Annotated in this window: 23 protein-coding genes; 13 read left to right on the top strand and 10 right to left on the bottom strand. The window is 62.7% G+C overall.

The features are described from left to right. Positions 1-186 precede the first annotated feature (186 nt). The 4 genes from JOY50_RS10645 to JOY50_RS10630 all read right to left on the bottom strand — a co-directional run bounded on the left by JOY50_RS10645 (position 187) and on the right by JOY50_RS10630 (position 3,560). The gene (locus tag JOY50_RS10645; RefSeq protein ID WP_019471098.1) at positions 187-873 is read right to left on the bottom strand and encodes a hypothetical protein; all 687 of its coding nucleotides are present in this window, start codon (positions 871-873) and stop codon (positions 187-189) included. Positions 874-1,020: 147 nt separating this feature from the next. Beyond that, entirely contained in the window at positions 1,021-2,103 is a 1,083-nt protein-coding gene (locus tag JOY50_RS10640) for a hypothetical protein (RefSeq protein WP_132839619.1), read from the bottom strand. A gap of 39 nt (positions 2,104-2,142) precedes the next feature. After that, positions 2,143-2,769: a LysE family translocator gene (locus tag JOY50_RS10635; protein ID WP_019471100.1), complete on the bottom strand. Its 627-nt coding sequence runs from the start codon at positions 2,767-2,769 to the stop codon at positions 2,143-2,145. 2 nt (positions 2,770-2,771) lie between these two features. Next, complete coding sequence (locus tag JOY50_RS10630; RefSeq protein ID WP_132839620.1) at positions 2,772-3,560, bottom strand: YqcI/YcgG family protein; 789 nt, start codon at positions 3,558-3,560, stop codon at positions 2,772-2,774. A 159-nt stretch (positions 3,561-3,719) separates the two neighbouring features. On the opposite strand from JOY50_RS10630, the gene JOY50_RS10625 reads away from it, so the two are divergent. Then, complete coding sequence (locus tag JOY50_RS10625; RefSeq protein WP_132839621.1) at positions 3,720-4,640, top strand: LysR substrate-binding domain-containing protein; 921 nt, start codon at positions 3,720-3,722, stop codon at positions 4,638-4,640. On the opposite strand, the gene JOY50_RS10620 is transcribed toward JOY50_RS10625, so the two are convergent. Beyond that, on the bottom strand, positions 4,621-5,517 hold the full coding sequence (locus tag JOY50_RS10620; protein WP_132839622.1) for a LysR family transcriptional regulator: 897 nt from the start codon (positions 5,515-5,517) through the stop codon (positions 4,621-4,623). The two genes, JOY50_RS10625 and JOY50_RS10620, sit on opposite strands and share 20 nt — an antisense overlap. A gap of 117 nt (positions 5,518-5,634) precedes the next feature. On the opposite strand from JOY50_RS10620, the gene JOY50_RS10615 reads away from it, so the two are divergent. The 7 genes from JOY50_RS10615 to JOY50_RS10585 all read left to right on the top strand — a co-directional run bounded on the left by JOY50_RS10615 (position 5,635) and on the right by JOY50_RS10585 (position 16,708). Next, positions 5,635-6,825: an MFS transporter gene (locus JOY50_RS10615; RefSeq protein WP_132839623.1), complete on the top strand. Its 1,191-nt coding sequence runs from the start codon at positions 5,635-5,637 to the stop codon at positions 6,823-6,825. 34 nt (positions 6,826-6,859) lie between these two features. Beyond that, on the top strand, positions 6,860-9,220 hold the full coding sequence (locus JOY50_RS10610; RefSeq protein ID WP_132839624.1) for a DNA polymerase II: 2,361 nt from the start codon (positions 6,860-6,862) through the stop codon (positions 9,218-9,220). Positions 9,221-9,298: 78 nt separating this feature from the next. Then, positions 9,299-13,723 carry an NEL-type E3 ubiquitin ligase domain-containing protein gene (locus JOY50_RS10605; protein WP_243055167.1) on the top strand — a complete coding sequence of 1,475 codons (4,425 nt, stop codon included), beginning with the start codon at positions 9,299-9,301 and terminating at the stop codon, positions 13,721-13,723. A gap of 214 nt (positions 13,724-13,937) precedes the next feature. After that, complete coding sequence (locus tag JOY50_RS10600) at positions 13,938-14,498, top strand: DUF4174 domain-containing protein (RefSeq protein ID WP_019471107.1); 561 nt, start codon at positions 13,938-13,940, stop codon at positions 14,496-14,498. Between the two features lie 170 nt (positions 14,499-14,668). Next, complete coding sequence (locus JOY50_RS10595; protein WP_019471108.1) at positions 14,669-15,109, top strand: hypothetical protein; 441 nt, start codon at positions 14,669-14,671, stop codon at positions 15,107-15,109. Between the two features lie 74 nt (positions 15,110-15,183). Then, positions 15,184-16,017: a DUF692 domain-containing protein gene (locus JOY50_RS10590; protein WP_132839627.1), complete on the top strand. Its 834-nt coding sequence runs from the start codon at positions 15,184-15,186 to the stop codon at positions 16,015-16,017. Further along, positions 16,010-16,708, top strand: a complete 699-nt coding sequence (locus JOY50_RS10585) for a DUF2063 domain-containing protein (RefSeq protein ID WP_138736859.1) — start codon at positions 16,010-16,012, stop codon at positions 16,706-16,708. Before JOY50_RS10590 ends, JOY50_RS10585 begins: the two co-directional genes overlap by 8 nt. 33 nt (positions 16,709-16,741) lie before the next feature. Here JOY50_RS10585 and JOY50_RS10580 read toward each other — a convergent pair whose 3' ends face one another. From JOY50_RS10580 to JOY50_RS10570, 3 genes are all read right to left on the bottom strand, one after another. After that, positions 16,742-17,224, bottom strand: coding sequence for a DoxX family protein (locus tag JOY50_RS10580; protein ID WP_132839629.1), 483 nt, complete (start codon positions 17,222-17,224; stop codon positions 16,742-16,744). Positions 17,225-17,336: 112 nt separating this feature from the next. Continuing rightward, complete coding sequence (locus tag JOY50_RS10575; RefSeq protein ID WP_132839630.1) at positions 17,337-18,623, bottom strand: HAMP domain-containing sensor histidine kinase; 1,287 nt, start codon at positions 18,621-18,623, stop codon at positions 17,337-17,339. Next, the gene (locus tag JOY50_RS10570) at positions 18,620-19,360 is read right to left on the bottom strand and encodes a response regulator (protein ID WP_132839631.1); all 741 of its coding nucleotides are present in this window, start codon (positions 19,358-19,360) and stop codon (positions 18,620-18,622) included. The genes JOY50_RS10575 and JOY50_RS10570 overlap by 4 nt, the downstream gene beginning before the upstream one ends. A gap of 272 nt (positions 19,361-19,632) precedes the next feature. Here JOY50_RS10570 and JOY50_RS29260 point away from each other — a divergent pair, with 272 nt between their 5' ends. The 5 genes from JOY50_RS29260 (at position 19,633) to JOY50_RS10550 (ending at position 21,864) form a co-directional block, all read left to right on the top strand. Further along, positions 19,633-19,806, top strand: coding sequence for a hypothetical protein (locus tag JOY50_RS29260; protein WP_192904210.1), 174 nt, complete (start codon positions 19,633-19,635; stop codon positions 19,804-19,806). Positions 19,807-19,876: 70 nt separating this feature from the next. Beyond that, a complete protein-coding gene (locus JOY50_RS10565; protein WP_080956801.1) occupies positions 19,877-20,110 on the top strand; it encodes a hypothetical protein in 234 nt (77 codons plus the stop codon). Positions 20,111-20,556: 446 nt separating this feature from the next. Further along, the gene (locus JOY50_RS10560; RefSeq protein WP_132839634.1) at positions 20,557-20,808 is read left to right on the top strand and encodes a hypothetical protein; all 252 of its coding nucleotides are present in this window, start codon (positions 20,557-20,559) and stop codon (positions 20,806-20,808) included. Positions 20,809-21,059: 251 nt separating this feature from the next. Next, positions 21,060-21,335: a DUF2790 domain-containing protein gene (locus JOY50_RS10555; RefSeq protein ID WP_132839635.1), complete on the top strand. Its 276-nt coding sequence runs from the start codon at positions 21,060-21,062 to the stop codon at positions 21,333-21,335. 10 nt (positions 21,336-21,345) lie between these two features. Further along, positions 21,346-21,864, top strand: coding sequence for a thioredoxin family protein (locus JOY50_RS10550; protein WP_132840919.1), 519 nt, complete (start codon positions 21,346-21,348; stop codon positions 21,862-21,864). A 56-nt stretch (positions 21,865-21,920) separates the two neighbouring features. Here JOY50_RS10550 and JOY50_RS10545 read toward each other — a convergent pair whose 3' ends face one another. Both JOY50_RS10545 and aroQ read right to left on the bottom strand, forming a co-directional pair. Further along, positions 21,921-22,769 carry a shikimate dehydrogenase gene (locus JOY50_RS10545; RefSeq protein ID WP_132839636.1) on the bottom strand — a complete coding sequence of 283 codons (849 nt, stop codon included), beginning with the start codon at positions 22,767-22,769 and terminating at the stop codon, positions 21,921-21,923. Further along, the gene (aroQ, locus tag JOY50_RS10540) at positions 22,766-23,215 is read right to left on the bottom strand and encodes a type II 3-dehydroquinate dehydratase (RefSeq protein ID WP_019471118.1); all 450 of its coding nucleotides are present in this window, start codon (positions 23,213-23,215) and stop codon (positions 22,766-22,768) included. Before aroQ ends, JOY50_RS10545 begins: the two co-directional genes overlap by 4 nt. Between the last annotated feature and the right edge of the window lie 125 nt (positions 23,216-23,340).

Here is a 23,340-nt window from a genome sequence, read left to right as displayed (position 1 = left end):
GACGCGTTTCCTTGTGTGAGGAACTGGCTTCTCAGTAAATGAAAATTTGCGCGATCATTGTGGGAGCGGGCGCGCCCGCGAACACGGGCGAAGCCCGTGCCATACACCGCGCAGCCTGCTTCGCGGGCATGCCCGCTCCCACAGGTACAACGCAGGCTTCAGGCTTATGCGGCAGCTGTCGGAAGGTCAAGGGTGGCTGGTCAGGTGCTGTCGCGCGGTTGCGCAGCCGTTGATGTCCACGGCTTTCTGCAACAGGCTCAGGCGCTGCGGTGGGTCCAGGTCGCCGAGCAGGCGGTACACCTCGGCCTGGTAGTCGCGCTGGCGCCCCCACAACATTTGCAGGCCTTCTGGCCGGCTGCGGCTGCAGGCCAGGCGGGTGGCCGGTTGCGGGTAATAGGGGGCGTACACGGTGGCCATGCTGGGGATGGCCTCCAGCGCTGCACGGTACTCGCTGCTGGCGTTGTAGGGCCGGCACCAGGTGGCGATCGCTGGCGCGGGTGCGGCAAAACCCTGCCTGAGACTGGCTTCGAGCAACGGGCAGGCGGCATCCGGAATTTGCGCGGCGGGCAGGTAAGTCATGTAGTACAGCGCCAGGCGGTACTGCGCAACCGGGTGGCCCAGCTCTACCGACTTTTTCAACAGGGCAACCGCTGTCGGCAGCGTGTGGGCCATGGCCTGGCCCTGGCGGCTGAGCTCGGGGTCGCCACCCAAGGCGGTGCGCAGGGTACTGGTATCGTCACCCTGGTTATCGGCCTGCTCCAGCAGCGGCAAGGCCTGGCGGTAGAGCAGGTCGGCGTGAGGGTCGATACGCACTTCCAGCGCGTGCGCAGCCAACGGCATCAGGGCGACCAACAGCGGGGGCAGGCGTCGCATGCGGCTCACAGGCAAGCCCCGGGGGCGGCCAGGCAAGGATGGACGGCTTCGATGTTAATGGCGGTCAAGCGTACGCCTCGGGAAAATCGGAACGACGGCCTATTCTAGCCACCCAAGGGGGGTGGCCGAAAGACCACGCGGCAACTGTCAGACGAGCTTGATCGGCGTGACCTTGCGTTGCGCGTGTTTTTCCTGTGCCAGGCCAAGCTTGGCGGTAATCACCTTGGCCAGGGCGTTGTTACCGAGGTCGTTCAGGTGCAGGCGGTCGATGAACAGGTCGGCGCCGAACACTGGCGAGCTGCTGAGCATGCTGTTCATGTCGTAGCAGGGCACCGGGTCAGCCTGGCTTTTGATACGGCGGAAAAAGGCCGAGTGCAACTGGCTGTCGAATGCGCCGTCCAGCAGCCGGTCGAAGTTCGCAGGTTGTTGCTCCAGCGCGGCCAGCATGGCCTGCTCACCAACGGGCAGGGTGTTGCGACACCAGGGCAGCAACGGCTGCAGGATAAAGGTGAGGGTGGCGTGGCTGTCTGCCAGCAGACGGTCCCACTGACGCAAGGTCCGGCCAATGCTATCGGCAGCGCGGGCCAGGCGCCTTTCCGGGGGCGACAGCGGCCAGATGACCGGGGCTTCGACCGCAGGCGTGGTCAGTGCCTGGCCGATGCGCCGCCACAGTGACGGCCTACGGGGTGGCGCGGCAGGCTGCATGCCTTCGCTGAAACTGTTGAGAAAGGCCTGGTAGGCCTTGGCGTGCTGTGGGTCGTTGGGGCTGGCGAGGACTTCGCACAGGGCTTCATGGGCCAAGCTGTTGAGGCCGCTGAGCACCACTACATGGCCGAGTTGGCCAAGGCGGTGCTGGTGCGTCAGGAACATCAGCAGTTCCTGGCCGGCATTGAGCCCGCAACCGGCCAGGCTCAGCCAGACCTCGCCGGTGAGCGCCGACAGGTGCGAAGCCACCGTGTGCTCGTCGGAGCTGGCGCCGATACCCAGGGCGGTCGAGCCGCCGACCAGCAGGTTGATGCGTGAAGCGCCGCCGCGTTCTGCCGCCGAAAAGCGCTTGCCGGCGCAATGGCTGTAGCGCAGGCCAAGGGCGTCGGTGTTGATGGTGCCGGAACGGTAGCCGGTTTCATGCACGTGCACAGTATGCGGCGCACGGCGGCTGCCCAGCAGCAGAAAGCGCTGGTAGTCCTGCTGCAACGGTGAAGGAGACTGGCTCGTATCAGTCGCTGTCATGGTCTGTCCTTCTGTTGCGCCGGGCGCTTCGTATCAAACTCAGGCAGCCAGTTCGTTGAGGTTGTACAGCAGGCCGCCAGCGGCGATCAGCAGCAACGCGACGCCCGAAGCCAGGCTGATCACGCGGTTGCTGCGCTGCGAGGCGATCTTGCCGATGGCGAAGATGTACAGGCTGAGCACGGCGAAATCGATGGCCACCCACAGCAGCGACAGCACCACCATGCTTTTGCCGAACGACTCGGTGATCTGGATGAACTGCGGGAAGAAGGCGATGAAGAAAATGATGTCCTTGGGGTTGGAAATGCCCACCATGAAGCCTTGCAGCAGCCCGCCACGCGCGGCCTTGGGAGCCTCGCTCGGCGCTTGCGGTGCCGGCGCCTGCAGGGCGTCCCTCAGCGTGCCCACGGCGATGTAGCCGATGAACAGGCAACCCAGCAGGCTCATGGTGCTGAGCCATGCCTTGTCGATGGCGGCGCTGGTGAGGATGATCCAGGCCGCAGCGCCGATCAGCACCAGTGAGGCCCAGTTGGTGCCAACGGCGGTGAACATGGCCTTGCGCGAGCCGGAGGCAGCCGCGGTGTTGACGATCAGCGCCACCACCGGGCCGGGGGTGGCGATGAGCAGCAGGACGGTGAGGGCATAGGTGAAGGTGAGTGCGGTATTCACGGTCAGTTCTCGATCAGTAAGTCGGGTGTCGCAGGGTGTGCGGCATGTGCGTGGAACGGGCAGCGTGACGGGTTGAGCGAACCTGCCTCCTGCAGTTGGTACTGCTTCCATTCGTAGTTGTCGGTATCGCCGAAAAAGCCAAGGGTGTCGGGCATGACGCCGTCGTTGTAGTGGTGCACGCGCTCGCGTATGCGCTCGCGGATTCGTTTGCCACTCTCGGTGTTGGCGTTGGCCACTTCGTCGAAGTTCGCCCGTGGATTGATGACGAAGGTGATGTGATGCCCCAGGTTGCGGCTTTTCATCTGCTGGTGGCCGGGGAAGTTCATGTTGATGAACAAGGGCATGCCTGCATAGCAGAACGACCAGCCGTTGTCGTCGGGGTCGGTCGGCATGCCCTGCGGCCATGGGTGCGGGTCGCGTGCATGCACACCACGCAGCACCTTCCATGCCAGTGCCTGCTGTTCGGCCAGGGTGTAATCGGGGGCTGTTTCGAGAAACACCACCAGTGGGCTGCCGATGCGCTGCTTGGGTGTGATCGGGGCGACTGTGCACACGTAGTCGGCCAGGCCCTGGGCGATGTCATCGGCCAGTTGTTCGGCGCGGGCGAAGAGTATGTGGCAGGTTTCGCCATTTACCGCCTTGCGGCCGAACAGGCAAGGGAAGTCGGGGTTGGCGAGAATACTGCGAAAGTGTTCTATGGTTTTGAAAGTCCAGTGTTGCGCATTGCATCCATGTTCAACGGCCAGCTCTAGCGCATCCAGGCGATAGCAATTTCCATATCCCGTAAACATGATTTCCCCAGGCGTTGATTAAGTGAACGTTCCAGTCATATGCAGGCAGGATCTTGGTTATGTTTATTATTTACCTGCATTTTCCGAGAGGCTCTCGACGTTGTAAAACGCGTGGAACTGTGACCTACTATTAGTCTTGTTCATGCTCGGGACGTCGCCATGTCGGAACGGATTCAGGCCTTGCACGCCCTGCGTGCCTTCGAGGTGGCCTCTCGCTATGGCTCTTTTACCCGTGCGGCGGAAGAACTGGCCCTGACCCAAGGCGCGGTCAGCCATCACATCAAAACCCTGGAAGCCCTGTTTGGCTGCGACCTGTTCGAACGGCGTGGCCCGAAATTGAGCCTGACCGAGCACGGGCGCCTGCTGGCGCAAGAGCTGAAGGTTGGCTTCAAGATCATCGAAAATGCCTGCGCGTTGCTGCGCCAGGACCGCTACGGCCTGCGCCTGAAGGCGCCGTCCACGCTCACCATGCGCTGGCTGTTGCGGGCGCTGGATGCGTTCAAGAAGGCCGATGACAACTGCAGCGTGCAACTGTCCAGCGTGTGGATGGATATCGACAGCGTGGACTTCTATTCCGAGCCCTACGACTGCGCCATTCTATTGGCCAGCGGGCGTTTCCCCGCCGATATCGAGAGCTTCAAGCTGTTTGATGAATGGCTGATCCCGGTGTGCCACCCCGATTACATGGCACAGGCTCAACCGGCCCTGGCGGACTTGGCCCAATGCGAGTTCCTGCACCCGTCGCCCGACCGGCGCGACTGGCGGCGCTGGCTGGCGCGGATGGGCGCACTGGAGATCAGCATCGACCAGGGACAAGTGTTTGATACGCTCGACCAGGGCATTTCGGCTGCCCAGCAAGGCCTGGGTATTTCGGTAGTCGACCTGGTGCTGGCCAGTGCCGACCTACAGGCCGGGCGCTTGGCCACGCCGTTCAAGCATGCCGTGGCCACTGGTGACGGTTACTACATGACCTGGCTCAAGGCCAGCCCCAAGGCGCGGCAAATGTACAAGCTGCGCGACTTCCTGCTTGGCCAAGTGCCACTGCTGGCCTACAAGGACATCAACTACCTGTACGGTTGAACACCCGCTCGAGCATGAAATCGATGAACACCCGCAACTTCGGCGGCATCTGCCGCCCGGACGGCCACAGCAGATAGAAACTGCCACGCCGCTCCATGAAGTTGTCGAGCACGCTGACCAGTGAGCCATTGCCCAGTTCGCGGCGCACGTTGAAGTCCGGCAGGCAGGTGATGCCACGGTGGTTCAAGGCAAAGCAGACGCGCGTCTCGACATGGTTGCAAACCATCGAGATGGGGATGTCGTAGGCTTGCTCGGGGTGCTCCTGGCGCAGCGGCCAGGTTTCCAGCTTGCCGCTGCTGGGGAAACGATAATGCAGGCAGGTATGCGCCGCCAGGTCGCGCGGGTGCAGGGGTGTGCCGCGTTCGCGCAGGTACTCGGGTGAGGCCACCAGGCGGTGCTGGAAGTGCCCCAGAAACTTGGCGTTGAGCCGCGAATCCACCGGCTGCCCGCCGCGCAGCACCACATCGAAGCCTTCGCCGACGATATCCACCATGCGGTCGGAAAAGTCCAGGTCCAGCTCCACCTGCGGGTACAGCGCCATGAACTCGGCCAGCGCCGGCATCACCAGCGCTGTGACCTGCGGCATGCTGACGCGCAAGCGGCCACGCGGGGTTTCGCTGGCCTGAGACAGCTCCTGCTCGGTGGCCTCGATTTCGGCCAGGATGCGTCGGCTGCGCTCGAGGAACAGCGTGCCCTCGGCGGTAAGCGTAATGCTGCGCGTGCTGCGGTGGAACAGGCGCACACCCAGGCGGCTTTCCAGGCGTGCCACGCGTTTGCCCACGGCCGAGGCAGTGATGCCCAGCGACTGGCCGGCGGCGACGAAACTGCGGGTTTCGGCCACGCGATTGAACACCACGAAGCCACTGAGGCTGTCCATGTTGCATTCCTGATTGCGGACACAGATGTCCTGGGTGAGCGGCATTGTACCCGTCTTTTTCCGCAGTGGCCTTGCTTGCAGACTGTCCGCCTTGTTTTCCAACTCAAGGCAACTGCAATGTCCCAGACATCCTCCCCACCGTTGCTGGACGCCAGCAGCGAGCGCCTGCCCGTCAGCGGGCTGCTGGCGCTGGCCATGACTGGCTTTATCGCCATCCTCAGCGAAACCCTGCCGGCGGGCTTGCTCGACCAGATCGCCAACGGGATGCACATCAGTCAGGCCATGGCCGGGCAGTGGGTCACAGCCTATGCCCTGGGCTCGCTACTGACGGCAATTCCGCTGGTGACCCTGACCCAGGGCTGGTATCGCCGGCGCGCTCTGCTGCTGGCGATCATCGGCTTTGTGCTGTTCAACGGGCTGACGGCCTTGTCGACATCCAACAGCCTGACCCTGGTGCTGCGCTTTTTCACCGGCGCAGCCGCCGGGCTGGCCTGGGGCCTGATCGCTGGCCATGCCCGGCGTATGGTGCCGGCGGCACAGCAGGGCCGGGCCATGGCGTTGGCCATGCTCGGGCAGCCGATTGCCTTGTCGCTCGGGCTGCCGATTGCCACCTGGCTGGGCGCCGGGCTGGGCTGGCGCGCAACGTTTGTGGTGGTCACCCTGGTGGCGTTGCTGCTGGTGGTGTGGGTGCTGCGCTCGGTGCCGGAGTACCCGGGGCATGCCGCCGGCAAGCGCCCGGCGGCCATGCAGGTGTTGCGCACGCCGGGGGTGTTGGTCGTGCTGCTGGTGATCCTGAGCTGGATCCTTGGCCACAACATTCTCTACACCTACATTGTGCCGTTGCTGGCAGCGGCCGGCATGGCTGCGGACATTGGCCCGGTGCTGATGGTGTTTGGCCTTTCGGCCCTGGCCGGAATCGGCCTGGTGGGGTTGCTGGTCGACCGGCATTTGCGCACGCTGGTATTGCTGAGCCTGGCCGGTTTTGCCTTGGCCACACTGGCATTGGGGCAGGCGTCGTCGTGGTTGATGTACCTGAGCATCGCCCTGTGGGGCTTGACCTACGGTGGCGCACCGACCCTGCTGCAGACCGCCTGTGCCGATGCGGCTGGCGAGGGCGGGGATGTGGCGCAATCGATGCTGGTGACAGTGTGGAACAGCGCTATCGCCCTAGGCGGGATCGTGGGTGGTGTGTTGCTCGTCGGGGGCGGGACCGAGGCCTTTGGCGGGGTGGTGTTGGCATTGATCGCGGTGGCCTTGTTGTTGACTTGGGCAGCGCGCAGAAGTGGCTTCGTGGCGGGGGCACGCTAGCGTAGAATTGCGTTTTTCAGCAGAGGTCGACGCAGTGGAGTTGCAGCAGGGTTTTGTGCTGACCCGTCATTGGCATGACACGCCCGAAGGCACCTGCGTGGAGTTCTGGCTGGCAACCGATCAGGGGCCACGGCAGCTACGCCTGGCGCCACAGGTTTCGGTGGCGTTCATCCCGCAGGCGCATGAGGCCCACGCGCGGGTGTTGCTGGCCAACGAGCCCGGCGTCGAGCTGCGGCCACTGCGCCTGAAAGACTTCGACCAGCGCCCGGTGCTGGGCTTGTACTGCCGGCAGCACCGGCAACTGATGCAACTGGAGCAACGCCTGCGCACCGCTGGTGTCGAGGTGTTCGAAGCGGACATCCGCCCACCCGAACGCTACCTGATGGAGCGCTTCATCACTGCCCCGGTCCAGTTCACCGGCCAACCCGACGCCCAGGGCGTCCTCTGCGAGGCCCAGCTCAAGCCCTCGCCAGGTTACCGCCCGCCGCTGCGCCTGGTGTCGTTGGACATCGAAACCAGCGAGCGCGGCGAGCTGTACAGCATCGCCCTTGAAGGCTGCGGCCAGCGTCAGGTGTTCATGCTCGGCCCGGCCAACGGCACGGCCGACGGCCTCGATTTTGACCTGCACTACTGCGCTGACCGCCCCGCGCTGCTGGCCTGCCTCAACCAGTGGATGGCCGAGCATGACCCGGATGCAATCATCGGCTGGAACCTGGTGCAGTTCGACCTGCGGCTGCTGCATGAGCACGCCAAAGCGCTGCAGGTGCCGCTGGCGTTGGGGCGTAAAGGTGCCCCGATGACATTACGTAGCCATGCCGGTGGTGGCCACGTGTTTGCCGATGCCCCGGGGCGGCTGTTGATCGACGGCATCGAGGCGTTGCGCTCGGCAACCTGGAGCTTCCCATCGTTCAGCCTGGAGAGCGTTGCCCAGACGCTGCTCGGTGAAGGCAAAGCCATCGACACGCCTTACCAGCGCATGGACGAGATCAACCGGCGCTTTGCCGAGGACAAACCGGCCCTGGCGCGATACAACCTCAAGGACTGTGAGCTGGTTACGCGTATCTTTGCCCACACCCGCCTGCTCGAGTTCCTGCTGGAGCGGTCTTCGGTCACCGGCCTGGCAGTAGACCGCAGCGGTGGATCGGTCGCTGCGTTTTGCCACTTGTACATGCCGCAGATGCACCGTATGGGCTTTGTGGCCCCCAACCTTGGCAGCCGCCCTGACGAAGCCAGCCCTGGTGGTTTCGTCATGGATTCGCGCCCAGGCCTTTACGACTCGGTGCTGGTGCTTGACTACAAGAGCCTGTACCCGTCGATCATTCGTACCTTCCTGATCGACCCGGTGGGGTTGGTGGAAGGCCTGCGTGTTCCCGATGACGAGCATTCGGTGGAAGGCTTTCGGGGAGGGCGCTTTTCGCGTAGCCAGCATTGCCTGCCGGCCATCGTCGAGCGTGTGTGGCAGGGCAGGGAAGCCGCCAAACGTGACGGCAACGCAGCGTTGTCGCAGGCCTTGAAGATCATCATGAACGCGTTCTACGGGGTGCTGGGCTCGAGTGGTTGTCGCTTCTTCGACCCCCGGCTGGCCTCGTCCATCACCATGCGTGGGCACCAGATCATGCGCCAGACCCGGGCGCTGATCGAGGCGCGCGGCTATGACGTGATCTATGGCGACACCGACTCCACCTTCGTCTGGCTCAAGGGTGCCCATGCCGAGGAAGACGCGGCGCGCATCGGCCGCGAGCTGGTGGCCGAAGTCAACCAATGGTGGCAAGCACATTTGCACGAAACCATGAACCTGCAGAGTGCCCTCGAACTGCAGTTCGAAGTGCATTACCGGCGCTTCCTGATGCCAACCATCCGCGGCACCGATGAAGGCAGCAAGAAGCGCTATGCCGGCCTGGTGCAGCAAGCCGACGGTTCTGAAGAGATGGTTTACAAAGGCCTGGAATCGGTACGCACCGACTGGTCGCCGTTGGCCCGGGAGTTTCAGCAGGCGCTCTATGGCCGTGTGTTTCGCGGCGATCCCTACCGCGATTATGTCTGCGAGTATGTGCGGCGTACGTTGGCCGGCGAGCAGGACGAGCTGCTGGTGTATCGCAAGCGCCTGCGCAGGCCGCTGGCCGATTACCAGCGCAACGTGCCCCCGCATGTGCGTGCCGCACGCCTTGCCGACGAGTACAACAAGCGCCTGGGGCGCCCCCTGCAGTACCAGCGCGGTGGCTGGATCAGCTACGTAATCACCACCGCCGGCCCTGAGCCGCTGGAAAACCTGCAGGCACCGATCGATTACGATCACTACATCAGCCGTCAGCTACAACCAGTGGCAGATGCCATCCTGCCCTTTGTCGGCGATGATTTCGCTCGTCTTACCGACCATCAGCTGCTGCTGTTCTGAACGGGTGGTAGATAGCTAGGCGTCAGCACGACGCAACAATGTTCAGACTCGCACCTCCACGTCATCGCGGAGGCAGAGATGCAGAACAATAGCAGTCAACCCTCGGCTGCGGCCGATACCCTTGCCATGGCGCAAGCATGCCAGGACCATTACATCGCGCAGCGGCTGCCGGCCTGGATGACGCGCCTGAGCGTGGCAGAATTCACCCTCCTGAGTGAGGCGCTGCCGGAGCTGCTGGCCTGTCGCGAAGGCTTGTCGTCAGCGCTGGCGCGGCTGAACAATCTGGATGCATTTGCCCATCCTTTGCTGCAAAAAGCGCTTGGCGCCCACGGCGGTCTCGACGTGGATCGCCTGTACTTTCGCCAGTGGTACACCTTCCCCTCGCCTACGATCAATTATGTAACTGGCCGGCTACCCGTTGTCGCCAGCGACTACTACGACATCCCGGTGCTCGAGGCTGCGTTGGGTAATTTCACCGCAGAACAGCAGCGCGCCCAGCCGCGTGGCAACTGCCTGGTCGATGAGTGCGGCGCAAGGCGTAGTGAACTGCCTGCATCGGCCTTCGCCAAATTGTGTCGAGAGCTGGACCTTGGCCAGAAGTACCAGGCGCATCTGGACGCTGTTCTGCAGCCCGAAGTCGAACGATTGATAGCGCGACGACAACGCTACAGCATGTTGGTGGATGCCCTGCAGGCCAGGGCGCAAGGCGTATTGAGCGCAGGCCAGCTGCAGTGGGTGGTGGAGTTGTGCCTCCAGGGCACGCTGGGCAAGCTCGAAGGCGCACCGGTTCGCGTCCGACAGTTGGTGTTGTTTGGTTGCAGCTTGCAGCAGATCGTCGTGCTGGACGTGATCGATGAGGGCGTGTTGTACAACACCAGCAAGCGCGTGCTGGTGTACGTGCCGGGTGACCCGCACGGCCCCTGGAGCGTGCGCGCAGACCTGGAAGATTATGCCCGCCGGGTCCTTGGCAAACGCCTGCGCGAAGAGGGCTACCGGCGGTTTTTCAACCGCTTCGTGCGCCGTCGCGATAGCCAGCGGTTCTTCTCGGCGGTCAGCGAACGGCTCGATGACGTGACCGGCTGGGCAACCCGGGACCTTGATGAGCAGACCTGCGCGTATCCCTTGCCGCTGTTCGAACACATTGCTGACGACTGGGTCGCCCGGATCAAGGACGATGCTGCAATCATTGCCCCGCCGGTGGCCCAGCTTGATCGCGAGGTCCAGGCCGAGCATGGTCGCCGTCTGCGTGCTGAAGGCTGGACCCTGTTGGGTATTGCAGGGTTTTTCGTGCCCGGCATCGGCGCGGTGTTGCTGGGGGTGATGGCCTGGGAGCTGCTCGAACAGACGTTTCAGGCTGTCGGGGACTGGCAGGACAACGAGCGCAATGCGGCGCTGGCGCATCTGCTGAATGTCGGCAAAGGGCTACTGGCCGTCGGTGCCACCGTTGCCGTTGTTGCTACGGCCCGTCGCGCCTGGAGCGAGGTGGACAAGCTGATACCGGCGCAGCTGGCTAGCGGCGAGGAAAAACTGTGGAATGCAGACCTCAGGCCCTATCGCTGCGAAAGCCCGCCGGACACGGCAGCCCTTGACAAGGAAGGCGTTCACCGCCTGGGCGAGCGTCGCTGGATCAGCATGGGGGGGCACTGGTATGAGGTGGCTTGGCGCGATGCCGATGAACAGTGGCAACTGCTCCCTTATCAAAGTTATGCGCCGCCGCTACGTCACAATGGTGCCGGTGCGTGGCGGCTGTGGTGCGAGCAGCCAGCCGAGTGGGACGACACCCACCAGCTGTTCCGTCGCCTGGGCAGGCCATTCAGCGACCTCGATGATGCGCAAATCGACCAGGCGCTCGCGGTTCATGGTCTTGACGACCAGCATTTACGGGCATGGCATGTGTATGGCCGGGCGCCGGAAGCCGTGCTGGTCGATACCGTCGACCGCGTGGTCCTCGCCAGCCGGATCCGCACGTTGGTCCAGCAGTTGCGTGAGGGCGTGGCCACCGCCGATCCGCCGCTGCTGGAGCGGGTGATGCATCTACCCCAGGCAGCCGGCAAGGGCGGCGCAGCGTTGGCTGATGTGGCCTGGGCAGGGCGACGAGAGTTGTTGCAGAGTTTGTACGAAGAGCCGAATCCCGACACTGAAACTGGCAGCCCATTGCGCCGGGATTTTGCCAGCCTGCACCGTTTGGCCGCGGACGAGGTGCTGCGCGATGGCAGCGAGGAGGACCTGCAGCAGCTTCGCGAGACCGGCCGCGTGCCGTTGTTCATGGCCGAGGCGGCAAGGCTGCAGGTTGCGCGGATCCGAGTCGCGCGGGTGCATGAGGCGCTGAGTATCGATACGCCGCAAAACCTCGACCTGGCGCGGGTGGTGCTGAGTTTGCTGGTTCACGTGCGGGGGGCTGACGGGCCCGGGTGGCGATTGCTCGACGGTGATGCCAGTGAGCCGCTGCTGACTATCGAGGGCGCGGGGCAGACGTTTGACCTGCTTCACCAGCATGGGGTGTTCCGCTTGCGTGATCCTGCGCGGTCATTGACCAGTGAGGCGGGTGAGTTGTTCGAGACCCTGGCTGCGGCTTATGACGAGCCGTCTCAGGCGGCCATCGGCCAGGGCCACGCTTTCGCGCCTGCACTGCGCCAGGCCCTGGCACAGGTTGCAAGCGGCCAAAGGCAGGTGGTGGTAAATGTACTCAGGCTGGATCGGCCGAGTGGGTCATTTCTCGCGCCGCAACGGCTCGATGATGGCCGGATTGGCTACCCCCTGGCTGGCGGCAGGTTATGGGCCGCGCTGGGGCTTTCCAGGCCGAGGGCATTTCAGGCACGGCTTCGAGACCTGTACCCAGCCCTCAGTGATGAACAGATCGGCCGTTGGCTGGCGTCAGACAACGCGCAGGCCAGGTTGCGCGTGCTGGAGCAGCAATACGCACTGCTTAGCACTCACCTGAACAAATGGGTCCGCAGTGCCTTTCCGACATCGGAACTGGCCGCCCGGCGTGAATTCAGAAAGGGCCTGATCGACTGCTGGCGCTGGCTTATCCCGGAACTTCAAGACGATGCGCCAGTGGAGGGCGGACGCTTCATGCTGACCCAGACCCGCAGCCGCTTGCAGCAACTGCCTGCATTGCCGGCGCAAGTAGGTTTTCCGCATGTCTCGATCCTGGCCTTGCGTACCATGCGCCTGGAGCAGATTCCGGATGAGTTTCTGCGTGCATTTCCCAACTTGCGCAACCTGGAAATCACCCAGTGTCGCCTCAGGCGCCTGCCTTTGCCTCTGATGCTTGCCCAAAGGCTGGAAGTGCTTGATCTGTCGGGTAACCAGATCGTTCTCGACGAAAGCCAGGCCCTGATCCTGGCGGGTTGTCGTTCGCTGGTGTACCTGAACCTTTCGGACAACCCATTGGGCAGGGCATTTTCGGTCTTCGCCATGACCGAGCTCAATGCCCTGCACCTGCCACACACCCAGATGCCCGAGTTTCCATATGGGGTGATGGATGTTCCGGACCTGCATACTCTCGACCTTTGCGGCAACAGTATTGCCGAGTTGCCCGAGGGTTTTCATCGGTCGCAACTGTGGCGCTCTGGCAGGGTCGGGCTTTCCGGTAATCTGCTGGCGGCTGCGCCTGAGGCGCTTACTGCCTGGCACTGGCTTGAGGCAAGCCGCGTTCCATACCGGCTGCGTTTTCTGGACGTATTGGCAGCCGGGGATCGCGACGAAATGGCCGCGCTGTGGGTCCATCTTGAAGCAGAAGAACGCTCGGCTGACTTCTTCAACACCCTGTCGGTGCTGACGGCATCGGGAGCATTCCGGTTCTCGTCGACCGCGTCCTCTCTCGCATCTCGGGTACTCGAAATGTTCCAGGCAATGAATGAGGATGACGCGCTAAAGCGTGAGCTGTTCGAACATGCGGCGGCCACCGATTGCCAGGATAACGCCACTGCCCGTTTCGCTGACCTGGAACTGCGCGTGATGATATGGCGTGCGCGACGCGGCGAGTTTGCCCGGCAGCCTGAGCGGGCATTGCTATGGCTCGGTGGTCGGTTGTGGCGGTTGGCGTTGCTCGACCAGATTGCCGCTGAACATGCCCAGCGGCTGGGTGCGGGCAATGAGTCGATCGAATTCGCCCTGGCATACCGGATCGCCTTGCGCAGGGCTTTGGACTTACCCGCTCAGCCAGACGAAATGCTCTATCCAGGTATTGCTGCGCTGAGCAACCAGGACGTTCGCGTGGCCCGTGAAACCGTCCTGTCGGGGCAGACCCGGGAAGGCATTGCTCAGTATCTGTCACGGCAGTGGTTCTGGCAGGATTACCTGCGCAAGACCTTCCCGGTTCGCCTGCAAGTGCCGCGTCATCTGCACGCGGAGCTGGAACGGCTGATGGCCGTGGGTGGCCGGGAAGCGGAAATCGCACGGCTGCACATCAGCAATCAGCAACGGGAGCACGCGGTGATGCTGCAGTTGACGCTGGAAGCGCTGGACAGGCATTCGCCGCCGCATCTGCTCCCCTAGCTGTTCAGACCTTGGTCAGATCCGCGTAGCGCCAGCGGCTTTGCGCTATGCTCAGACTGTGCGGTGATTTTTGCGCAGATGTTGCCGGCCGGTCATGGAAATCGGAAGTTACCTTTGTGCCGAGCACGTCTGTGGCTGTTGGTTTAGGCTCCCGCGTCGGATCTTTCTCCATGATCTGTAGTCTTTGGTTTATCGAGAGAATAAGGAGATACGCATGCTCGTCCGGTCACTGACCCTCGCTACCTTGCTCGCTGTCGCCGGCCCGCTGCTGGCGGCCGACAGTGACGCACCGCTGGCCAAGGAAGTGGGCAAGGCCAGGCCCTTGGTGGTCATCGCGCCCAGCAGCGCAGACCCAACCTTGCGCGGATTGAACAAGGCCCTCGAGGACCCGGCCACCCAGGCCGCCTTCAAGGAGCGCAATCTGGTGCTGTACAGCGTCGCGAACATGATGGGCAAGCGCGAAGACAAGAACCTCGAACAACAGACCACCATGGCCCTGATTCGTGAGCTGAAGCTGGGCGCGAGCAAGGGCACCAAGGTGATCCTGGTGGGCAAGGACGGCGAGCGCCACATGCTCAAGGATGACGAGTCTGGCGAGCCCATCGACCCGCAGGCGATCCTCAAGGCGGTCGATGAGCTGCCTGCAAGCGAAAAGGCCGTGGCCGCACCTGAGCCTGTAGCGGCGGCGCCGGATACCAAGGCCAAGGACAGCAAGCCTGCCAAGCCAGCCAAGCCTGCAAAGCCGGCTGCGCCGCCAAAGCCGTTGGAAGACTGAACACCTGCATCGGCCCCGGTGCACCCGGGGCTGGCTCCAGGGTTGTGTATTGCATTGTATCTGGCTGCACAACAGACCCACTCACATACAAAACCGCACCCCGCTCGATACAACCACGACACAGCGCAACGGCCTAATGGCTCCACTTCCAACCACAGTGGAGCTGCATCATGACTCAAGTACGAAACGCCATCGGCCTGCTGGGCGCCGCCCTGATCGGCAGCATGGCCTTGACCAGCAATGCATTCGCAGTTGAACCGTTGGCCCAGGGTTATCAACTGGCATCGGCCAAGGTGGCCGGCGAGGGCAAGTGTGGTGAAGGCAAGTGCGGCGGCAGCGGCAAGGCCAGCCAGAGTGAAGGTAAATGCGGCGAGGGCAAGTGCGGCGACGCCTCGTTCACCAGGACCGACAGCAATCACGACGGCAAGGTTTCGCGGGAAGAGTTTCTGGCGGTGGCCAAGGACCGTGCCGCTGACTTCGACACGATCGACCGCAACCATGATGGTTTTATCTCTGAACAGGAAGCGGCCGATCACCTGAAGGCGATCTACCAGGCTAACGGCAAGGCCATGCCCGAGGGGCTGTTCAGCCACCTGGCCGGCAAACCCTGACGCATTTACCTAGTAGTGACGCAACGCCCCGCCTGCTGCTCAGGCGGGGCGTTGTGCCTGTTGGAGACCTGGATATGCACCTTACGACGTTGAATACCGGGCTTGGCCTGCGTCGCGGCCTACTGCCCGAATTGCTGGCGATGAGCGCCGGTGCAGTGGACTTTCTCGAATGTGCGCCGGAAAACTGGATTGCCGTTGGCGGTGCTTATGGCAAAAGCCTCGCCCAGCTGGCCGAGCGTTTTACCATCACCTGCCACGGATTGTCGTTGTCGCTGGGTGGCAGTGCGCCGCTGGATAGCAACCTGCTCAACAAGACCCGCCAGTTTCTTGACCGCCACCAGGTGCAGTTGTACAGCGAACACCTGAGTTATTGCAGCGATGACGGGCACCTGTACGACCTGCTGCCCATTCCATTTACCGATGAAGCCGTGCGCCATGTGGCCGCGCGCATACGCCAGGCGCAAGCGCACCTTGAGCGGCGCATTGCCGTGGAAAACATCAGCTATTACGCCGCACCGTACCAGGCGATGAGTGAGCTCGAATTCATCCGGGCGGTACTCGATGAGGCCGACTGTGACCTGCTGCTGGACGTCAATAACGTCTTCGTCAATGCCTGCAATCACGGGTACGACGCCAAGGCGTTTCTTGAGGGCCTGCCTGTGGCGAGGGTGACCGGCATGCACGTGGCTGGCCATTACGATGAAGCGCCAGACCTCAAGGTCGACACCCATGGGGCACCGGTCAAGGAAGATGTATGGGCGCTGTACGCGGTCGCCTGCGCGCGCTTTGGTGTGCAGCCGACCGTGCTCGAGCGTGACTTCAACTACCCGCCACTGGCCGAGCTGTTGGCCGAGGCGGCGCGTATCCGCGCTGTACAGCGTGTTTCGGGTGGGCAAATGGATGAATGAGCCCCTGCGTGAACAGCAATACACCCTGGCCCGGTACCTGCGCGACCCCCAGCATAATGCCCCGCCGCCCGGCGTGGAGGCCCGGCGCTTGAAGGTTTACCGTGAATTGTTCTACGGCGCTATCGAAGGCCTGTTAGCCGGGAGCTTTCCGGTAATGCGCCAGGCTTTGGGCGAGCAGCGCTGGCATGCCCGGGTACGTGACTTCTACGCCAGCTACCGAAGCCAGACCCCCTTGTTTACCGAGATTGCCGAAGTGTTCGTTGATTATCTGCAAAGCGTCGAGCTGGATGCGCCCTGGCAGTTGGAGCTGGCCCACTACGAGTGGATCGAGTCGCAGCTCTACCTGAGCGATGCCGAGGACCCGCTGCATGACCCTGCGGGTGACCTGCTGAGCGGGGAGCCGCTGTTGTCTTGTGTGGCGCGGGTACTGGCCTATCGTTGGCCGGTGGAGCGGATCGGCGCGGACTATCAGCCAACGATTGCAGCGCAGACGCCAACCTTGCTGCTGGTTTATCGCGATGCCGGGTTGCAGGTGCGCTTTGCGCGGGTGGCGCCGCTGGTATATCAGTTGCTGGCGCTGGAGCAGGGCACCGGTCGGGCGCGGCTGGAGGCATTGGGAGGGGATTTGCAGCAGGGGCGGATATTGCTGGAAGGGTTACGCGAGCAGGGCGTCATCGTTGGTACGGTTTGAGGGCCTTGGGGCTGCGCAGCAGCCCCAGCCATTTCACCTGCACAATCGTGCACTGAGCCAATGATCCAGGCTAAACCGACCGGCCCCCTTCAGCAGCAAGGGCAGCAACGCCACCAGGTAGATCAGTGGCAACTTGTAATTGCCGAAGCCCTGGTCGGTAATGGCATATCCCTGGGCCAGTTCGGCCAGGCTCGACCAGTGTGCTGGCCAATGTACCGCAGCGATCGCGACCACGGTTACCACCATCAGGCCCAATGATGCCAGGCGGGTACCGAGGCCCAGCAACAGCAGCAACGGCAGCACAAGCTCCGCCCACATCGACAGTTGCCAATTCAGCTCGGCGGGCAGCAGGTTGAAGGGGAACGGGAAGCTGCCTTGCAGGTCGGCAAACCAGTTGCTGCCATTGAACTTCTCCAGCCCGGATTCGAAAAACTCCCAGGCCAGGAACAGCCGTAACGGCAGGTCCGCGCTCCAGTTGCCGAAGCGGTCGAAGGTGGTCAGGGTAAAGGCTTTCATCAAGGTGGCTCCCGGGTCTGGTTGTGTGGCCGGAAGTGTGTGGCGGTGGGGTATCTGCAGTGTGTCGGCGGTGCTGGGGTTGTGTACCCGATTGTAGGTGCGCGCTCGCCTGTCAGCTGAGCTCGATTCGCGCGCACAGCCCGCCACTGTCGCGGTTGCTCAGGGTCAGCCGACCCCCCATGGCCTGGATCAGCTGGTGGGCAATGGCGAGGCCCAGCCCGGTGCCGCCCGTGCTGCGATTGCGTGAACCCTCCACTCTGTAGAACGGCTTGAGCACTTCATCCAGCTCGTCGGCGGGAATTCCAGGCCCGTTGTCGAGCACACGGATCACGGTCATGCCGCCCTCGCGGCACACCTCCAGCTCGGCGGCGCCGGCAAACTTGAGGGCGTTGTCCACCAGGTTCACCAGCACTCGGCGCAGGGCGTGCGGGCGGGTTTCCAGCAGGCTGCCGGTGCTGCCACTGCGCTCTACCTGCGCGCCGCTGTCCTGGTAGTCGAACACCAGGCTGTCGAGGAAGGCGTCGAGGTTGATCCTGCACGGGGCTTCAGTGCTGGTATCCATGCTGCGGGCGTACGCTACACCTTCGCGCACCAGGTGCTCCATTTCGCCCAGGTCGCTCCACAGTTTGTCTTTTTCAACCCCTTCGTCCATCACCTCGACACGCAGCTTCATGCGTGTGATCGGCGTTTGCAGGTCGTGAGAAATGGCCGCCAGCAGCTGCATGCGTTCCTTGAGGTGGGCGGTAATGCGCGCCTGCAGGGCGTTGAAGGCCACAGCGGCGTAGCGCACCTCGCGCGGGCCGGTTTCATCCAGCTGTATGCCGGGTTTGTCCGGGTCGAGGTTGTCCACCGCGCGGGCCAGGCGGGTCAGAGGGCCTATGGCCAGGTGCACGGCCAACCAGGTGCACAGCAACAAGACGGCCAGCTGGATCAGCAACACCATGGGCAGCCAGCGGGCCACCGGAACCGGCGATGGGGTGACGTCTATGGTCAGCGGTGCGCCATCGGCCAGGCTCAGGTGCGCCTGGAAGTGGGGGTTCGGGCCGGGGATGTCCTGGAAGGTCAGGCGGTAGTCGCTGCCGATGGCCTTGACGATCGACTCGGCGGCCATAGGCGGGTCGCTGCCGGGCATCACCTCGCCGGCCAGGCCCTGATCGAGACGGTAGCGGTAGGTATGCCGTTCCAGGCGCGGCAGCCAGGCCGCACGTTCGGCCGCGGGCAGGCGGTCGAGGATGGCCACCGATGTGGCCACGTCCTGCTCCAGGTTGCTGAGCATCATCGAGCGGCTGCTGATGTAGCGCTCGTAGGCCTGCAGGCCAAACGACAAGCCGTAGGCCAGCACCAGGCCGGTGAAGAAGATCAGCGCCAGGCGCGAAGCCAGGGTGCGTGGCCATTTCATGACGGCGACTCGAGCAGTTGCACCGGCAGCGAGAACACATAGCCTTCGCTGCGCACGGTCTTGATGCAGCTGGGTTCGCGGGCGTCGTCGCCCAAGCGCTGGCGCAGGCGGCTGACCAGCAGGTCGATGGAGCGGTCGAACAGGTCGGCTTCGCGGCCCTGGGTCAGGTTGAGCAGCTGTTCGCGGCTGAGCACCCGCTGCGGGTGGTCGAGAAACACCCGCAACAGGCGGTACTCGGCGCCACTCAGGGCCACCAGGGTGCCTTCGTTGTCGAGCAGGTGGCGTGCGGTGGTGTCCAGCCGCCATTGGCCGAAGCGCAGCAGGCGGCTGCTTTCGCTGATGGTGAGGTTGGGTGGCAGCATGCGCGTGCGGCGCAGCACGGCATTGATACGGGCAAGCAGTTCGCGGGCAGAGAACGGCTTGGTCAGGTAATCGTCGGCGCCCATTTCAAGGCCGATGATGCGGTCGGTTTCATCGTTGCGGGCCGTCAGCATCAACACGGGGGTGTTGCGGTGCTTGCCGGCGCGCAATTCGCGGCACAGCAGCAGGCCATCGTCGCCGGGCATCATGATGTCGAGAACGATCAGGTCGACGCTGTTGGCTTCGAGGAAGGTGCGCATCTGCCGGCCGTCGGCGACGATGCTGGTGCGCAGGCCGTTCTTTTTCAGGTAGTTGCCGACCAGTTCGCGGATCTCGCGGTCGTCGTCGACGATCAGGATGTGATCGACGTGTTCCATGCGCAGCGTTCCTGTTCGAGTGGGGTTGGCGCAGTGTACCCGGCGCGTTTGCGCTTGCCTGCAGGGTTTGTATTGGAGTGTATCTGGCAGGGATGGCAACCGTGCATTGGGTTGCTTGAAGCGGCTCTAGCCTAGGCAGCGCCGCGCTGGGAATCGACCGCCTGGCCGATAAAAGCCGGGTACGGGTTCGGTTCAGAGCCTGATTGCACTACAGCGCGTACAATGACGCCTCGGGTAACTGTATTTCAGTGGCTCATTACCGAGTAGCCTCCATGTACCAGACATACCCCGGCGCAGCCCAAAGAGCCCACGAACGCCTTTGCGAGCAAATTGAAACGTTCCTCCAGCATGGCGGCCATATCCAGCACGTAGCCAGCGGTGTCACCGGTACCCCGTATGGCGTAGCCAAAGCCCAGTGGCACAAGGAACGTACAGCCAAGCCCTGATGGCCTGCCTTTGCGCCTGAACCCACCACCATTCGGGCGCTTCAATACCTATTCTTGAAGGGGCACGCCCGTGAGCGAAGAGCCGAGCGACTGTGTAATCGCCGTTTGCATAGGTATTTCTGAACAACAAGTGACCCAATACCGGCGGGAGAGCTTTCTGCTGGGAGACGGCTCATGGCTCGTGCATTTCGCTTTCATCATGCCCAAAGAGCTTCGCCTTCAACTCACCGGCAGTTTTACACTCTTGTTGAAAGCCTCACGAGCGCCTGGCGATACCCGCCAGGCCGACGAGTTTGGGCCATGAAGCGCTTTAAATACTGCAATAATGCGCAAAGAAGGTCGTTATTGTTTTCCCGTTTTATAAAGAGCGGCTGATAGATTGTGTCCGGTGGTCTGATACCTGTCTTTTGTTTTCAGGCAGGGCGCATACTCAATAAGCTCAGAATATCTGGGCCTATGAGAGGTGCTTATGTACGGTAAAAACCAGACAGGGGAAGGCTCGCCAGTAAGTGATCCGGACATTGATCAGGATCGCCAAGTGTCGGGCAATGATCGTCTTGTTCAGTCTCCAACTGATGATCGGGATGATTACATCGACCCTGACCCTGTTACTGAGGCCGAGCCAGTGCCTGCAGAAAAGCTTTTGGCCTCGAATGCACCGAGATTCAGCCGCCATTCGGACGGCCCGGATACCCCGTGGAGACGCGCCTGGCTGCACTGACCCTGTGCTGATAGATCGCATGACAAAGCATGCTTTTTTCCAGCGTTCCACATATTGAAGAACAGTATGATGAGCCATTGAAACCAGGTGGCTCTATCGAGGTTTTTATGAAAGATAAGCAAACCGTTCAAAGCGGTAGTTGCTCGGGTGATGGTGACAATAAATCCACTCCCCGTTCCAGCAAAGGTGAAAACAGAGGGCCGCTTACAGAGCGTGCTTCGAGGGCTGAGTTGTACAGCCGTCACGATAAAGTTGAACCTGTGAGTGACAACAAACGTTAGTGTGTCACTACGTGGAGCTATTGTATCCGTTTGTACAGCCGGGGCGCCCTTAGTGGGCGCCTTTTTTTTATAACTACCTGCTTGCGAAGGGTTTTCCATGATTACACGAGGTTTTTCCGACAGGGATGCAGCTACAGGCGGACGCACATCCCGGCGTTGAGTGACACAGACGGGATACTTGGCAGGCGTCAAATGGCTCTCGACCGGGGAACAACACGCCCCACTGCCAAACGTTGCACAGGAGAGATGCCATGAACTTCAAGACTTTCGCCAGCGCCAGCCTGTTCGCCGTGCTCAGCTTTGGCGCCATTGCCGCCCAGGCCGCCACCGCACCCATGGGCGATGCCGGTGCCATGCAATACCGCTACGGTGAACACCTGGATGTGAAGAAAGTGCTGTCGGTGCAGGACGACCAGAGCGACGCCTGCGGCCTGGTGAACACCCGTATGGACTACCTCGACTCCAAGGGCCATCAGCAGAGCGTGCAGTACCGCACCTATGCCACCGGCGGTTGCCATGAGAATTGATCGCCGCCTGATGCTGAAGGTGGGTGGTATTGCCTTGGTGCTGACGGGGCTGGGTTTGGCCGGGCACCTGATGGCCCGTGACAGCTACGGCGCCATGCCGTCGCTGTCGGGGGCCAGCCAGTGGATCAACTCGACCCCGCTGGATAGGCCAGCGCTCAAGGGCAAGGTGGTGCTGGTGGACTTCTGGACCTGGGACTGCATCAACTGCCAGCGCAGCCTGCCTCATGTGAACGACTGGGCGCGGCGTTATGCCGATCAGGGGCTGGTGGTGGTGGGCGTACATACGCCGGAGTACGACTACGAACACGACCTGGGCACCCTGCGAAACAAGGTGGCCGGGTTGGGTATCGGTTACCCGGTGGCGGTGGATAATGACTATAAGGTGTGGAATGCCTGGGGCAACCAGTTCTGGCCGGCGCATTATTTTGTCGACCGTAAAGGACAGGTGCGCCATGTGCACTTTGGCGAGGGGGATTATGGCGGGCAGGAACAGGTGATACAGGCTTTGCTGGCTGAAAAAGGTGATTAGCCTGTACCGGCCTCCTCGCGGCGTCGAACCGCCGCGAAGAGGCCAACACTTGTCTATCAGGTGAAACTGGCAAAGTGCGCCTGCATCCGCGCCGCATCCGCCTGGCGCCCGCTGAACAGCTCGAACGCCTTTACCGCCTGGAACACCGCCATATTGCTGCCGTCCAGCGTGCGGCAACCCAGTGCCCGAGCTGCGCGCAGCAGTTCGGTTTCCAGCGGGAAGTAGATGATTTCCGCCACCCACAAGCGCGCATGCAGCAGCTCGACCGGTAGCGGCGTACCCGGCAGCTTGGCCATGCCCACTGGCGTGGTGTTGACCAGCCCGTCCGCCTCGGCCAGGGCCGTGGCCAGGTCAGTACCGAGCACGGCGCGCCCAGCGCCGAAATGGCCATTCAGGTTGTCTACCAGCGCTTGCGCGCGGGCCGTATCCACTTCGAACAGCACCAATTGTTCGACCCCTTCAATCAGCAGGGCGTGGGCTACGGCCGAACCGGCGCCACCGGCACCCATCTGCACCACCTGGCGCCGAGCCACATCGGGCAGGCCGCGGCGCAAGCCTTCGGCAAAGCCCAGGCAGTCGGTGTTGTGGCCGACGCGCTTGCCGTCCTTCAGCACCACGGTATTCACCGCGCCTATGCCCCGGGCTTCTTCCGACAGTTCGTCGAGCAGCGGCAGGATCGACTGCTTGAACGGGTAGGTGATGTTCAGCCCGGTGAAACCGGTGTGCTGCGCGGCGTCGAGCAGGCCGGGCAGGGCGCTGTCTTCCAGTTGCAGCTGGTCTGCATCGATCAGCCGGTACAGGTAGCGCAGGGCCTGGGCGTCACCTTCGTGTTCGTGCAGGGCAGGGGTACGCGACAATTGGATGCCGCGGCCGATCAAGCCGGCGAGGATGGCGTGCTGGCTCATGCCGTGCGCTCCTGGAACATTTCGGCGAAGTGGCTGAGGGCCATGCGGTAGCCATGGCTGCCCAGACCGCAGATCACGCCGACGGCGATGGACGATACGAATGACAGGTGGCGGAACGGCTCGCGCTTGTGCACGTTGGACAGGTGCACTTCGATGACCGGCAGTTCGCTGGCCACCAGGGCGTCGCGGATGGCCACCGAGGTGTGGGTCCAGGCGCCGGGGTTGATCACGATACCGGCGCAACGGCCGCGGGCGGCGTGGATCCAGTCGATCAGTTCGCCTTCGTGGTTGGTTTGGCGGAACTCGATTTCCAGGCCGTGGGCATGGGCAGTATCGGCACAGCTCTGGGCCAGGTCAGCAAGGGTTTCGTGGCCGTATTGGGCAGGCTCGCGGGTACCCAGCATGTTCAGGTTGGGGCCGTTGAGCACGAGAATAAGGGGCTTCATGACGAGCATCGCTTTGTTGTTGTTGGATGCACCTAGTTTTGTACTGCCTGGTTAGTTTAGTCAATTGGCCTAAAACGTCGTACCGGGAAAGTGGGCGATTATCGAACTCTTGAAGTTGGCGGAGC

Source organism: Pseudomonas sp. BP01 (assembly GCF_022760795.1).
Lineage (GTDB): Bacteria > Pseudomonadota > Gammaproteobacteria > Pseudomonadales > Pseudomonadaceae > Aquipseudomonas > Aquipseudomonas putida_Q.
The sequence above is the reverse complement of the archived record's forward strand: the minus strand, read 5'-3'. Positions and strand labels throughout refer to the sequence as shown.